The organism is Amycolatopsis sp. ATCC 39116 (assembly GCF_000231075.2).
GTDB classification, from domain to species: Bacteria; Actinomycetota; Actinomycetes; order Mycobacteriales; family Pseudonocardiaceae; genus Amycolatopsis_E; species Amycolatopsis_E tucumanensis.
Window position 1 is genome coordinate 23844 of the sequence record NZ_AFWY03000010.1, and the last position, 13318, is coordinate 37161.

Genomic DNA, 13318 nt, shown 5'->3' on the forward strand with positions numbered 1-13318 from the left:
CGATCCTGACACATGCTGACCATCGGGCCACTCGTCGCAGGCGCGGTGACGGCGGAGCCTGGTGGCATGAACGTGTTGTGGATCTTCGCCCACCCGGAGGGACGCTCGCTCAACGCCGCGCTGCGTGACGAGGGGCTGAAGGCGCTGGACGAGTTCGGCCACTCCTACCGGGTGTCGGACCTGTACGCGATGAAGTGGAACCCGGTGGTCGACTACGGCGACTTCGAGCACGACCCGGCCGAGCGGATGCTGGTCGCCTCGGCCTCGCAGGAGGCGTACGAGTCCGGCCGCCTGCCCGCGGACATCCGCGCGGAGCAGGAGAAGCTCGACTGGGCGGACGCGATCGTGGTGCAGTTCCCGATGTGGTGGTACGGGTTGCCGGCGATCCTCAAGGGCTGGTTCGACCGGGTCTTCGTGAAGGGCCTCGGCTACGGGATCGCCGCCGAGGACGGCACGGTGCTGCGTTACGGCGACGGCAAGCTCACCGGCAAGCGTGCGATGGTGGTGACGACGATCGGCGCGCGGCCGTCCAGCATCGGACCGCGGGGTGTCCACGGTGAACTGAACGACCTGCTGTTCCCCTTGCACCACGGCACATTCTGGTACACCGGCATCGCGCCGCTGCCGCCGTTCGCCGTGCTGAGCGCCGACCGCCTCGACGAGGCCGGGTTCGACGCGGCGGTAGCCGGACTGCGGGACCGGCTCCGCACCCTGGAGAGCGCGGAGCCGATCCCGTTCCGCCACCAGAACCGCGGCGACTACGACGAGGACCTGGTGCTACGCGCCGACCTCGCGCCTGGCCGGTCGGACCTGGCCGTACACCTGCGCGACTGACACGACCATGAGCAGCGCGCTGACCACGACCGGCGAACGGAACCCGAGACCCGCGTCGAGCGCGAGCCCGCCCAGTGCCGGGCCGAGCGTGTTGCCGACGTTGAACGCGGCCGTGGTGAAGCCGCCGGCCAGCGCGTTGCCCGGGGCCTGGTAGAACACGCGCGCGGTCAGCGCCGGTGCGAGCCCGAACGCCAGCATCCCCTGCAGGAACACGAGAACGAGCGTGACGACCGGGCTGGACGCGCTCACCGCGAGCGCGGCCCAGCCGACGGTCAGCGCTGCCGTGCCGGTCAGCAGGACCGTGCGCGGCCGGGCGTCGGCGACGCGGCCGCCGAACACGATGCCGACGCACGCGCCGACGCCGAACAACACGAGCGTCGCGGGCACCCACGCCTCGGACAGCCCGGCCACCTCGGTGATCAGGGGCGCGAGGTAGGTGAACGTGCAGAAGGTCGCGCCCTGGACGAGGGCGTTCGTCGCGTAGGTGAGCAGCAGCGGACGGCGCAGCAGCGGCCGGACGGCGGTCGCCGCTGTGTCCGGTTTGGACACCGGGATGGTGCGCACCACCGCGACGGTCGCGGCGACGGCGAGCGCGGCCACGGCCCAGAACGCGGACCGCCAGCCCCACGCCTGACCGAGCACGGCGCCACCGGGCACGCCCGCGACGCAGGCGAGCGTGACCCCGCCCATCACCACGGACATCGCCCGGCCCTTGGCGTCCGGCGCGACCAGCGCGACGGCGACCGTGGTGGCCAGCGCCCAGAACCCGGCGTTGGCCAGCGCCGCCACGATCCGCGTGACGAGCAGGACGGCGTAGCTGGAGGTGAGCGCGCCGAGCACGTGCGCGGCGGCGAACACGACGAGGAACGCGGTGACCGCCCGGCGTTGCGGCCAGCGGCGGGCGAGGATGGCGAGCAGCGGCGCGCCGACGATCATCCCGACCGCGAACGCCGAGGTCAGGTAGCCCGCGGCGGCGATCGAGACGTCCAGGTCCGCGGCGATGTCCGGGACCAGCCCGGACAGCATGAATTCCGAGGTGCTCTGGGCGAAGACGGCGAGCCCGAGCAGGTAGACGGCAAAGGGCATGACAAAGCTCCCGAGTCGGAGAAAACAGGGTCAGCGGGTGATCCGCCGGCCTCTGTCCGACTCGGGGCTGTTCACGCCCGGCAGCATAGCCGGCGCCGGTCGCGGTGATCGACTCATTTTCCGTCGAACCGGCGCAGGTCCTCGATTTCCGCGGTCAGGTCCGGCAGGTCTTCGAAGGGCTGGACGTCGACGCGGCCGCCCGCGCGGGTCCAGGTGCCCGCGACGCGGCCGTCGACGAGGACGGCTGCCTTGACGATGCCGCCGCCGGGGTGCACGAGCCTGCGGTGTTCCGGGGCGACGGCGTGGTCCCGGGTGCGCCAGCCGAGGAGGTACTCGTCGAAGGCCGGAATGAGGCGGACTGTGGTGCCCGCTTCTTCGACGTCTACTGTGGACTCGCGCCAGTGGGGTTTCAGCCTGGTGACGGGGATTCCGGACCAGGCGGCGAGGTCGGCGGGCTCGGCTGGTTCGTGCGCGGCCAGGTAGCGGGCGACGAGCTGGCCGAGGGCGGTGTCGTCGGGTTCGGTCGGCAGGGGTGCGCCCAGCCAGTCGGCGGCGTGGACGTAGGTGGGCTTGCCGGCGCGTTCCGGCCCGAGCACGACGAGCCCGCGCGCGGCGGCGAGCATCGCCAAGTGCACCGTCGCCTGCCCCTCGGTCCCGGTCCGCTCACCGAGTTCGGCCTTGGTGAGCGGGCCGCGGCCGTCGAGAGCCTTGGCAGCGCGTGAGGCGTCGGGGTTGTCGACGCCGAGTTCCTTGAGCCGCCGGAGCGAGTTGACCGGATTCGGTTTCACCAGCGGGTACAGCCAGGGCAGGTCGTCGCGGGCGATCAGGTGCAGGGTGCCGCGCGGGCCCCAGCAGCGGACGAGCGTGGCGTCCCGGCGGGCTTCGTCGAGTTCGGCGGCGGTCAGGCCGGGCACCCGGGCCCGCAGCGCCAGCGGGAAGGCGGTCGGTTCCTGGGCCTGCACGGCGAGGAGGTGGCGCACGGCGCCGACGAGCGTCGGTGTTTTCGACCGGTCCAAGAGCTGGGCCGCCACCCGCCGGCGCCGTACGTCCATGCGGGCAGGCTACCGACGCCTGCGTTCCGCGTTCTCGAACTTGCGGACCGCGAACTCGTAGGCCTCGTCGAGGAGTTTCCGGGCCTGCGGCCAGGTTTCGTCCGGGTTGATCACGCAGACCCAGTGCTGGCCGCCGTACAGCGGGTGCGGGAACAGGACGTCCAGGGCGGTGACGTCGTAGTCCCCGTCCGGCACGACTTCCTTGAAGCGGTCGCGGGTGAGCCCGATGTTGAGGCGGAAGACCCCGGGCCGATCCAGGTTCGAGGTGTCGTCGTACGGGTTGTCCGAGGTCACGATGGTCGCCCAGGGCATCTGACGCTGCGGCGGCAGGTCCCCGCGGGGGTCGTAGATGGCGAAGACGTCCCCGTTCGCCTCGACGATCCGGGAGCCTTGGAAAGTGGCCAGTTCCTGTCGAATGTGCTCGATATCCACTGCGCCAAGGAAGCACAATACAGACGATCAATGCGCGGGGCAAGTGATGAGCATCACAGAAATTGAAGGTCCTGCGCCGCAGAAAGCCACCGCGCCCACTGACGCAGCCCTTCAGGCGCGCCCGTCCCGCAGTGCCAACACCCGCCCGCGAACCAGCCTGCCTAAAGGAAAACCACCTCGCCCCCACTACCGCGACGCCACCGACAGACCGGCCCGCCGCAAACCACCGCCCCCACTGCCGCGGCCCATGCTTCCCGCCCCGCAATGCCAACACCCGCCCGCAAGCCGGCCCGCCTGAAGAAGAACCACCTCGCCCCCCGCTACGGCGAATCCCTGAGGCGCCCGCAACACCCCCTCCACTACCCAGGCCCCACCAGCTCGTGCGCCGGCTCCGCGCCCAGCGCCGGCTCCGTGTGCACCACTGCCGCCGTCAGTCGCGGCACTCGTTGCGTCAGCCGGTGCTCCACCTGGTGCGCGAGGTGGTGCGCCGCGGTCACGGTCAGCGCCGGGTCGACCGCCACCGCCAGCTCGGCGCGCAGGCTGTGCCCGATCCACCGCACCCGCACGTCCCGCGCCGCGCGCACCCCGTCGACGGACCGGGCGGCCTGCTCGACCAGGTCGACGGTCGCCGGATCGACCGCGTCCATCAGCCGCCGGAACACCTCCTTCGCGGCGTCGCGCAGCACCAGCAGGATCGCGGCGGTGATCACGAGCCCGATGATCGGGTCGGCCATCGGGAACCCGAGCGCGACGCCGAGCGCGCCGAGCACCACCGCGAGCGAGGTGAACCCGTCCGTGCGCGCGTGCAACCCGTCCGCGACCAGCGCCGCGGAGCCGATCTGCCTGCCGACCGTGATGCGCCACCGCGCGACCAGCTCGTTGCCGAGGAACCCGATCACGCCCGCCGCGGCCACCACCCACAGCCCGGTGACCGGCCGCGGCTCGATCAGCCGCCGGACCGCCTCGTACCCGGCGAGCGCCGCCGACCCCGCGATGATCAGCACGACGACCACCCCGGCGAGGTCCTCGGCCCGGCCGAGCCCATAGGTGAACCGGCGGCTCGCGGCGCGGCGGCCGAGCGCGAAGGCGATGCCGACCGGGACCGCGGTGAGCGCGTCGGCGAAGTTGTGGATGGTGTCGCCCAGCAGCGCGACCGAGCCGGTGAACAACACGACGACCAGCTGCGCGGCCGCGGTGACGAACAGCGCCAGGAACGACCAGACGAGCGTGCGCATCCCGCGCCTGCTGGTCTCCAGCGCGCTGTCCAACCGGTCGGCGCTGTCGTGGCTGTGCGGCGTGACGAGGTGCCGCAGCCGCCGCGCTCGGTGGCCGTGTCCGTGTCCGTGCGAGGTCCCCATGGCAATATGCAAGCATGCGCGCGCATGACGACACAACTGATGCCGCCCGGCTGCGGGTGGCGGCGGAGGTGCTGGGCCACCTGGCCGACCCGACGCGGCTGCACCTGTTGCGGCTGTTGTCGGTCGAGCAGGACGTGTCCAGCCTGGTCGCGCAAGTCCCGGCGTCCCGGTCGTCGGTGTCGCAGCACCTCGGCAGGCTGCGGCTGGCCGGCCTGGTGCGGGCGCGCCGGGAGGGCCGCCGGATGCTCTACCGCATCACGAGCGACCACCTTGCCGATCTGGTCGCCGAGGCGCTCGGGTACGCCGACCACGCCGTGCTCGGAATCCCGCACCACATTGCCGAAGGGACTCCTCCCAAACGGGTGAATCCGGCAGGATGACCGATATGTCCGAAAGAAGACGCCGCGCGGTCTCGCTCGCGCTGGCCGCGTGGCACCGCGGGCTCGCCACCATCGGCCTGACGCAGTCCGAACGCCGCATCGCCGCCGACGCGCAGTCCTTCTGGTCCGACCGGTCCGGCGTGGACTGGAAGGACAACTCGCACTGGGCGGACGCTCCGGTGTTCGGCGAGAAGGTGCCGTGGGAGGAGATCGGCAGGCGGCACCTGGACATGTTCCGCCGCGGCGCGCGGATGGCCGGTTTCGACCGCCCGTGGGGCCGGGTCGTCGAGTGGGGCTGCGGCGGCGGCGCGAACGCGGTGCACTTCGCGCCGCACGCGAAGGAGTTCGTCGGCGTCGACATCTCGACGGACAGCCTGCTGGAGTGCGAAAAGCAGGTGAAGGCGGTGTGCGACACCCCGTTCCGCGGGGTCGCCGTCGACGTCCCAAGGCCGGAAGCGGCGCTGCGGGAGATCCCCGGGCCGTGCGACGTGTTCCTGTGCCTCTACGTCTTCGAGGTGCTGCCGACCCCCGAGTACGGCGAACGCATCCTGCGGCTCGCGCACCGCGTGCTCGCCCCCGGCGGCCTCGCCCTGATCCAGATCAAGTACGACGAGGGCCGCTGGCTGACCAGGCCGCGCCGCCGCTCGTACCGGACGGGCCCGTCGCAGATGACGACCTACGCGATCCCGGAGTTCTGGAAGCTGGCCGCGCGCGTGGGCTTCCGCCCGGAGGCGATCGAACTGGTGCCGGAGAACGAACTGGACGAGCGCTACGCCTACTTCTTCCTGACCAGGCCCTGACCGCGGCGTTCCAGCAGCAGGTCCGCGACCACCCACAGGACGAAGGGGCTGAGCCACACCCCGATGCTCGCGGCGCTGTAGGTCATCAGCTCCGCGCTGCCGAGGAAGGTCGTGTCCACCTGGGGCGTCAGGACGATCGTGGCGACGACGTTGACGACCCGGCTGAGCACGATCGACATCGCCAGCGCGAAGCTGCGCGCCATCCACCTGCGGTGATCGCCGAAACGGCGCCGACGGGCCATCCGCCACCCGACGGCCGTGACGACCAGCCACAGCGCCGAACCGACGAGGTTCGCCACGCGGACGGAGGGCCCGGCCGCGGTGTGCCACCCGATGTACAGCCCGAGCAGCCCGGCCGGCAGCACCCCCGCGAAGACGTAGACCCGCCCGGTGATGCGGTGCCCGCGCGGGTGTTTCGCGCGGAACGCGGGCCAGATCTGGAAGCACGCCGTGGCCATGGCGACGGCGCCGAACAGGACGTGCCCGACGAGCAGCGGGTAGTAGAGGTCGTTGCCCGGCGGCGGCTCCAGACGGGACCGGGCGGGGTCGAAGGTCAGGTAGGGCGGCACCGAGAAGGCCAGGAACGCCACCGCCACGAGAGCCAGCGGGACCATCCAGGGGCTGCGCCGCCAGGCCGATTGCCGGCTGGGCGGCTTGGTGCGGGGTGCGTTCGTCGTCGAGGTCATGGTCTGCGCCTCCGATTCCAAAACTATGTACACCATACATATAAACGTATGAGGTACATAGTTTTAGAATGACGCGGTGGCGGACGACAGCAAGGCGACCAACCTCCAGCGCAGTCTCACGCTGCTGTGGTCCGGGCGATCGCGTGGCCGGCGCGGGCCGCGAGCGCGGCTGACCGTGGAGCGGATTGCGCAGGCCGCGGTCCGGATAGCGGACGCGGACGGCCTGGAGGCGCTGTCGATGCAGCGCATCGCGGCCGAGCTGGGCTACTCGACGATGTCGATCTACAACCACATCCCGGGCAAGGACCTGCTGCTCGAGGTGGTCGCCGATGTGGCGGCCGGGAAGCCGCCGGAGCTCGACGACACGGACGACTTCCGGCAGGCGGTGCGGCAGTGGGTGGCCGCGCTGTGGGCGGGGTTCCAGGCGCGGCCGTGGCTCCTGCTCGTGCCGCTCGACCACGCGCCGATGGGCCCGCACCAGCTCGCGTGGCTGGACCGTCTGCTGCGGCCCCTGTTGAAGGCGGGGCTGGTCGGCGGCCAGGCCCGCGCGGCGGCGCTGCACCTGACCGCGGTGGTGCGCGGCGTCGCCCAGATCAGCCTCGGTATGAGCGGCGCCGGCAAGACCGAGGACGGTTTTCCGCGCAGTGAAGCCGAACTCACGCAGGTGCTCGGCGAGCTGATCAACCCGGCGGACTACCCGGCGCTGGCCGCCGTGCAGGCTGCCGAGTCCGCTGAGGACCTCGGGGACGGCGAGGCGCTGCCGGCCGCGCTCGAGTTCGGGGTGGACCGGTTCCTGGACGGGATCGAAGCCTGGGTGGCGGCCCGCTGACCGGTCAGACTGTCGCGTCGGCGGGCACTCGCCCGGTCGGGCGCTCGGCGATGATCTCCATGTTTCCGGAGCCGTCGATCAGGAGGACGGTCGGCACCAGGTCGCCGCTCGTGTCGGGCGAGGTCCGCACCCAGTCCGTGATCTCCTCCACCCAGCCGGAACTCGCGCCGGCGACGTAGATGTGGTCCGGACTGACCAGCCCGACGATCAGCCTGTCTTCACCGACGTGGTGGGCGACGTTGTCGTGGAACTGGCCGAGCACGATCGCCGAGGCCGCGCACAGGTTGTCGTCGCCGCGCTCCACGCTGACCAGGCGCCCCTTCGCCTCGTCGTCGTGCACGCCGAAGCGGAGCCCGCGCGCGAGGTTGCCGCACGCTTCGTCGAGCAGTTCCTGGAGCTCGTCCCCGGTCATCGCCTCGAAGCGGTTCTTGAGCAGGTGGGACATGCCGATCCGGCCGGCGGGGGTGATCGTCGTCTTGGCGAAGCCGAGGTACAGGCGGCCGTCGACGAGCGGGAGGGAGGCGTAGAGCTTCAGCGGGCCGTCGTAGGTGTGGAGGATGGGCAGCCACTCGCCGTCCCGTTCGGCCTGGACGAAGCTGTCCCGACCGGCACGGGCCGCGGCTGCGGCTTCGAGGGCGGTGTCCCAGTCGTCGCCGTCGGGCCGGTCGAAGTCATGGGTGCGCTCGGCGCGGGGGAACGTGCCGGCCAGGAAGACGCGATCCACGCGGGAGGGTTGCCAGGTGCTGTGGATGCGGGTGACCTCGCTCGCCTGGACGTCGCGCTGTTCCTGCGCCTGGCGCCAAGCCTGACGGACGGCGTCCTCGGCCCGCGCCGGGGCGGCCCCGTGGAGCAGGTCGTCATCCCTGCCGTTGACCTGGAAGACGACGAGGTTGACATCCACGGGCGAGTCCATAGCGCCCCCACCCTAGGCGGCGCCGCTGACGCTCCGTAGCCACGCGAAGGGCCCCGAACGCAGCGCCGCGGGCTTGCGGTACGGGAGAACTACGGGCAGCGCCATTCGTACACACCGGGCGAGGCCTCCACGACCTCACTCGGCCACGCCTCCCGCACCGCCCGCAGCCGCGCCCGGTGGTCGTCGATCCACCCTTCGGCAACGGGCAGTTCGAGCATCACGGAGACGCCGGAGGCGGGCTCATCGACCACGGTCACCCGGACAAGGCTCCCGGACTCCCGCCCGGACAGGTGGATTTCGGGCGAGCGGCCGCCGTCCTTTGAAGGGTCCCCGCCACGAAGCGACCAAGTACTCGCACCAGGACACCGTTGAGTTCGTCCCCAAGGCGAACCAGCTCCACAGCACCCTCCGGTCAAGACGCGGCCATCGGCGGTGAACCAAGATCACCACCGGCCGGTGGCGCGACCGCAGACATGAAAAAACCGCCCCGACCTGCATCGGAGCGGTTCATCGACCGTGGCCAGGGCCGGGGTCGAACCGGCGACCTTCCGCTTTTCAGGCGGACGCTCGTACCAACTGAGCTACCTGGCCGGAAACGCCGGCTGAAGCCAGACGCTACTGCGACCCTGACGGGACTCGAACCCGCGACCTTCGCCGTGACAGGGCGACGCGCTAACCAACTGCGCCACAGGGCCATATGCATTTGTCATGCGTACTCCCAACGGGATTCGAACCCGCGTTGCCGCCTTGAAAGGGCGGAGTCCTAGGCCGCTAGACGATGGGAGCCCGGCCGGTTCGGGTGACCGACCGACCGCGCTCTCAGGTCTCCCTGGGAGCGATTACAAGCATAGGGCACTCCACGAGCCCCCTTCCACCGGGTATCCCTTAACGGTAAAAACCGGGCCTGAGCTGCGGAAACACGCGAGCCGAACCCCCGGCGACCCAGCCCGGGCAGCCGCCAGCCGCCAACGTGTCCCCGGTCACTCTTCGCGACCGAGGTCCGCCAGGGAGCACACCAAGGCATCCCGCTCACCCTCGGACAGCACCTCCAGCAGCTCGCCCATCCGCTCATCCGTCAGCGACTCCGCGCGCCGCCAGCGGGTTTCCAGGTCCGGGCGCCGCCGGGCGCGGGCGATCAGCTCGTCGGCCGCCTCCGGGGACCACGCCGTCCGCAACAGGCGCGCCCGGCCGCCCTCCGGGTCCGCCACCACCGCCTCCGGCACCGTCAGCCCCACCGCCCGCAGCGCCGCGAAGTGCAACCCACCGCGGTACTCGCGCAGCAGCATCAACCCGTGGCCGATCCGAGCGACCGGATCATCCGGCCACGGAACCTCCTGCCAGCCCGCGAACAACGCCAGTCCGCTCGCGTCCGCGGCCGCCGCCAAGCTGGGCAGCAACTCGCCGAGCGCCGACTCCCGCAGGTGCGCCTTCGACCACCGGTACAGCGCCTCGGTGTACGCCGAGACCGCCGCGGTCGAACCCAATACCTCGGTTGCCGCGGGCAAAACAAGATCCACCACCCAGCGCGGGAAGATCCCGAACAGCTCGGCGACCACGGACGGCGACGGGTCGCCGAGCACGGCGGACCGGCCGCGGAAGTACAACGCCCGCCGCCCGAGCCCCACCTCGCGCTCGACCTCGGCCAGCTCCGGCGACGTCATGAACGCGCCCCCGTACTTCTGCACCGCAGGACGGATCTCCCGCGCGATCTCCACCGCCACGACCGGCTCCTCTCGACTCGTAACAGTGTTATGTTACCTGCAGCGAAGAACCATGGCGGCAATTTCACCGACAGCGAAGCAACTGGGTGGAAATTGTTTGCCCCGAGCGGAGCAACGCCGGTATCTTTCCGGACCTGGGGCCGGTCAGGGGTGCGACCAGGGGGTGCACCCCTGACCGGGAAGCACCGGGAACATCACCGCTGGACCGGGTTCACGCCTTCCTCGTCCGGCACCAGGCCGAGCATGTCCAGCAACTGGGCGCAGTCCTGCGCGTCGATCGCGCCGGCGGCCACCGCCAACCTCGCACGTCGCACCTGGTCGTCCGACACACGTGGCGCGTCGGCCTGCCCGGAACGCTGCGTGGGGACCCCGGCCGGATCGCCGCCTTCGTATCGAAGGAGGAACTGCCGAACTTCCACAGACCCGCTCATAGCTCCTCCCGAAAGGACTGTCACACCAACAACTTCGCCGCGAGGCTAGCGAGCGGGACGTCGGCCACGCAGCCCCCCGCAGAGTGAACCTGTGAACACGCAACGTTCCCGTTCCGCGTCCGCGCAGATGAACCGCAGGCGACGGTGCGATGACGGGTTGGGGCAATTTTTCCCGTCCAGCACTCGCGTCATCGGGCCGCATCATGTAACAATCGACTTGCTGACACACCCCCGGTCAGCGCCTGTGGAGATCCCCTCCGGCCCCCGCGTTCCTCCCCCTGGCGCGGGGGCCCCTCCATTTCCAGGGCACATTCCGGCCCGCATTTCCGGCCTGCGTGAATGGCTCGCGGTCAGCCCGGGATTGCGACATGTGGGCGTACGTCCCACCCGAACAGCCCAGGAGATCGGGAAGAACCCGTGTGTCGTGCACCACAATGAGGGTCGTCCCGAGACCTAACCGTTATCGTGGCCGGGTGCCTCTTCCCTCTCTCGGACGCCGGAACAACACCCGGACCAACCTGAAGCCGGTCAACCCGGGCAAGCACCGGAACTCGGCGGACAAGGAATCGCAGGGCGCCGTCGAGGACCACGAGCTCACCAGCTACCTCGCCGCGCTCGCGCCGGAAACCGGCCCGGAAAGCACCGGGACCGGCAAGCGCTTCGGCGAGGCGCAGGTCTACCAGCTGCGCATGAACCTGGTCGCGAGCTCCCAGCTCAAGGACATCGCCGCCGAGCGCGGCACCTCGCCGCAGGCGCTGGCCCGCGAATGGGTGCTCGAGCGCCTCGCCTGGGAGGCGCAGGCGGCCTCGCAGGAGCGCCGCCAGTTCGCCGACCACACCGGTGTCGCCGACACCGACCAGCACCACTTCGACCAGAACTGGGACCGGCCGCGCGCCGGCCGCGTCTGACCGCAGACAAAAAACCGTCCCCGGCGGAGGACCGCCGGGGACGGGACGTTCGTGGACAGGTGAGCGTCAGATGACGCGCACCTTCTGGGCCTGCGGCCCCTTCTGCCCCTGGCCGATCTCGAACTCCACGCGCTGGTTCTCTTCGAGGGTGCGGAACCCGCGGCCCTCGATCTCCGAGTAGTGCACGAAGACATCGCCCTCGCCGCCGTCCTGGGCGATGAAGCCGAAGCCCTTCTCGGCGTTGAACCACTTCACAGTGCCTTGCGCCACCGCTGTTGCTCCTCGTCAATAACTCGGGCCGCCCGGACGGTTCCGACGGGGTGAGCGACGAGCGCGTGCGGCTCCCGGCTCGCGTCGAAAGTTCCGCGAGTGTGTAGCCACGACCACGCAAAACAACGGCCTGCGCGGAAGCCTACCCGGATGTGAGCGATTTCGGACCCCATTGATTCCGTCACTGAGATGGCGTAATGCGGTCACCCGGTCACTGTCGGACCCACTCGATAGGCTGATCAACTAGCGGCCGACCGTGGCGTTCCGGCATCGAGGGTCCCTCGATAGTGAGGCGAGTCACACTCCTCAGCGTCAACGATCACCTACGGACGCGCGTCTGTCTGGCGACAGGGGAGAAGGGGCTTCAGAGGTGACAGGACTTCACAAGCGGCGCAAGCCGCTGGCGCTGATCGGGCTCGGTCTGGCCGCGCTGCTGGCGCTGAGTGCATGCAGCGGCGGCGATTCGCCCGGCACGACCGGGACCGGGCAGACCACGTCCGCCGACGCGCAGCAGACCTCGGCGGGGCCGGCCAAGCTCGCCGTGCAGCCCGCGGACGGCGCCAAGGACGTGGCGCCCGCGGACTCCGCGCAGGTGACGGTCACGGACGGTGAGCTGCAGTCGGTCACGCTCACCAACCCGGAGGGCAAGCAGGTCGCGGGCCAGCTCAGCGCCGACAAGCGCAGCTGGACCATCACCGAACCGCTCGGCTACGGCAAGAAGTACACGTGGTCGGGCACCGCGCTGGGCAGCGACGGCAAGCAGGTCGCCATCGGCGGCTCGTTCACCACCGTCAGCCCGCGCAAGCAGCTGTCCGCCAGCCTGAACGTCGGCGACAACCAGACCTACGGCATCGCGATGCCGATCGCGCTGACCTTCAGCTCCAAGGTCACCGACAAGGCCGCCGTCGAGCGCTCCCTGACCGTCGAGACCACGCCGAAGACCGAGGGCTCGTGGGCCTGGGTCTCCGACACCAGCGTGCACTGGCGGCCGAAGGAGTACTGGCAGCCGAACACGCAGGTCAGGGTCGCCGCGAACATCTACGGCGTGAAGATCGGCGACGGGACCTACGGCAAGCAGGACGTCACGGCCGCGTTCTCGATCGGCCGCTCGCAGATCGTCAAGGGTGACACCAGGACCCACCGGATGCAGGTCATCCGCGACGGCGTGCAGATCGCCGACTACCCGGTGAGCTACGGCCTGGACTCCGACCCCGGCCGCGTCACGCACAGCGGCATCCACGTGGTGATGTCGAAGCACGCGACCTACTCGATGAGCAACCCGCGGTACGACTACTACGACGTGAACGTGCCGTGGGCGGTGCGGATCTCCAACAACGGCGAGTTCATCCACGGCCTGGCGTCGTCGATGTGGGCGCAGGGCAAGCAGAACGTCTCGCACGGCTGCCTGAACCTGTCGCCGGCGCGGGCGAAGGAGTACTACGACGGCGCGCTGGTCGGCGATCCGGTCGAGATCACCGGCAGCACCCAGACGCTGTCCGCGAAGGACGGCGACTACTCGGACTGGACCTACTCCTGGGCGGACTGGACGAAGCTGTCCGCCCTCGCGGGCTGATCTGTCAAGGCGTGAAGGCCACTCCCGCCACGGGGGTGGCCTTCA

Annotated in this window: 16 protein-coding genes and 3 tRNA genes; 6 read left to right on the forward strand and 13 right to left on the reverse strand. The window is 70.5% G+C overall.

The annotated features are described in order from the left end of the window. Window positions 1-66 precede the first annotated feature (66 nt). Window positions 67-834, forward strand: a complete 768-nt coding sequence (locus tag AMY39116_RS0314000) for an NAD(P)H-dependent oxidoreductase (RefSeq protein WP_027935909.1) — start codon at window positions 67-69, stop codon at window positions 832-834. Here AMY39116_RS0314000 and AMY39116_RS0314005 read toward each other — a convergent pair. From AMY39116_RS0314005 to AMY39116_RS0314020, 4 genes are all read right to left on the reverse strand, one after another. Then, window positions 778-1920 (reverse strand): Cmx/CmrA family chloramphenicol efflux MFS transporter, encoded by a 1143-nt coding sequence (locus AMY39116_RS0314005; protein ID WP_020418270.1) that lies wholly within the window; start codon window positions 1918-1920, stop codon window positions 778-780. The genes AMY39116_RS0314000 and AMY39116_RS0314005 overlap by 57 nt on opposite strands. Window positions 1921-2033: 113 nt before the next feature. Then, on the reverse strand, window positions 2034-2972 hold the full coding sequence (locus AMY39116_RS42815; protein WP_020418271.1) for a winged helix DNA-binding domain-containing protein: 939 nt from the start codon (window positions 2970-2972) through the stop codon (window positions 2034-2036). A gap of 9 nt (window positions 2973-2981) precedes the next feature. After that, a complete protein-coding gene (locus AMY39116_RS0314015; protein WP_020418272.1) occupies window positions 2982-3404 on the reverse strand; it encodes a DUF6194 family protein in 423 nt (140 codons plus the stop codon). A gap of 359 nt (window positions 3405-3763) precedes the next feature. After that, entirely contained in the window at window positions 3764-4762 is a 999-nt protein-coding gene (locus AMY39116_RS0314020) for a cation diffusion facilitator family transporter (protein WP_020418273.1), read from the reverse strand. A 14-nt stretch (window positions 4763-4776) separates the two neighbouring features. Between AMY39116_RS0314020 and AMY39116_RS42820 the strand changes: the two genes are divergently transcribed. Further along, window positions 4777-5142, forward strand: a complete 366-nt coding sequence (locus tag AMY39116_RS42820; RefSeq protein ID WP_051123531.1) for a helix-turn-helix transcriptional regulator — start codon at window positions 4777-4779, stop codon at window positions 5140-5142. A 5-nt stretch (window positions 5143-5147) separates the two neighbouring features. Further along, a complete protein-coding gene (locus tag AMY39116_RS0314030) occupies window positions 5148-5942 on the forward strand; it encodes a bifunctional 2-polyprenyl-6-hydroxyphenol methylase/3-demethylubiquinol 3-O-methyltransferase UbiG (protein ID WP_020418275.1) in 795 nt (264 codons plus the stop codon). Here the strand turns inward: AMY39116_RS0314030 and AMY39116_RS0314035 are convergent. Further along, window positions 5918-6556, reverse strand: coding sequence for a DUF2306 domain-containing protein (locus AMY39116_RS0314035; protein ID WP_039791518.1), 639 nt, complete (start codon window positions 6554-6556; stop codon window positions 5918-5920). The genes AMY39116_RS0314030 and AMY39116_RS0314035 overlap by 25 nt on opposite strands. A gap of 148 nt (window positions 6557-6704) precedes the next feature. Here AMY39116_RS0314035 and AMY39116_RS0314040 point away from each other — a divergent pair, with 148 nt between their 5' ends. After that, a complete protein-coding gene (locus AMY39116_RS0314040) occupies window positions 6705-7457 on the forward strand; it encodes a TetR/AcrR family transcriptional regulator (RefSeq protein ID WP_020418277.1) in 753 nt (250 codons plus the stop codon). A 4-nt stretch (window positions 7458-7461) separates the two neighbouring features. Here AMY39116_RS0314040 and AMY39116_RS42825 read toward each other — a convergent pair whose 3' ends face one another. The 7 genes from AMY39116_RS42825 to AMY39116_RS0314075 form a co-directional block, all read right to left on the reverse strand. Further along, window positions 7462-8370: a hypothetical protein gene (locus AMY39116_RS42825; RefSeq protein WP_020418278.1), complete on the reverse strand. Its 909-nt coding sequence runs from the start codon at window positions 8368-8370 to the stop codon at window positions 7462-7464. 89 nt (window positions 8371-8459) lie between these two features. Then, a complete protein-coding gene (locus AMY39116_RS47815) occupies window positions 8460-8786 on the reverse strand; it encodes a DUF5959 family protein (protein ID WP_255346847.1) in 327 nt (108 codons plus the stop codon). 101 nt (window positions 8787-8887) lie between these two features. Continuing rightward, a tRNA-Phe gene (locus AMY39116_RS0314055) sits at window positions 8888-8961 on the reverse strand. A gap of 30 nt (window positions 8962-8991) precedes the next feature. Continuing rightward, window positions 8992-9065: transfer RNA gene (locus AMY39116_RS0314060), tRNA-Asp, on the reverse strand. 18 nt (window positions 9066-9083) lie between these two features. Beyond that, a tRNA-Glu gene (locus tag AMY39116_RS0314065) sits at window positions 9084-9156 on the reverse strand. 194 nt (window positions 9157-9350) lie between these two features. After that, on the reverse strand, window positions 9351-10091 hold the full coding sequence (locus tag AMY39116_RS0314070; protein ID WP_020418280.1) for a hypothetical protein: 741 nt from the start codon (window positions 10089-10091) through the stop codon (window positions 9351-9353). A gap of 194 nt (window positions 10092-10285) precedes the next feature. Continuing rightward, window positions 10286-10522: a hypothetical protein gene (locus AMY39116_RS0314075; RefSeq protein ID WP_020418281.1), complete on the reverse strand. Its 237-nt coding sequence runs from the start codon at window positions 10520-10522 to the stop codon at window positions 10286-10288. A gap of 473 nt (window positions 10523-10995) precedes the next feature. Between AMY39116_RS0314075 and AMY39116_RS0314080 the strand changes: the two genes are divergently transcribed. After that, window positions 10996-11430, forward strand: a complete 435-nt coding sequence (locus tag AMY39116_RS0314080; protein WP_020418282.1) for a hypothetical protein — start codon at window positions 10996-10998, stop codon at window positions 11428-11430. 66 nt (window positions 11431-11496) lie between these two features. Here AMY39116_RS0314080 and AMY39116_RS0314085 read toward each other — a convergent pair whose 3' ends face one another. After that, window positions 11497-11700 carry a cold-shock protein gene (locus AMY39116_RS0314085; RefSeq protein WP_017985566.1) on the reverse strand — a complete coding sequence of 68 codons (204 nt, stop codon included), beginning with the start codon at window positions 11698-11700 and terminating at the stop codon, window positions 11497-11499. A gap of 370 nt (window positions 11701-12070) precedes the next feature. Between AMY39116_RS0314085 and AMY39116_RS0314090 the strand changes: the two genes are divergently transcribed. After that, a complete protein-coding gene (locus AMY39116_RS0314090) occupies window positions 12071-13273 on the forward strand; it encodes an Ig-like domain-containing protein (protein WP_020418283.1) in 1203 nt (400 codons plus the stop codon). Window positions 13274-13318 lie beyond the last annotated feature (45 nt).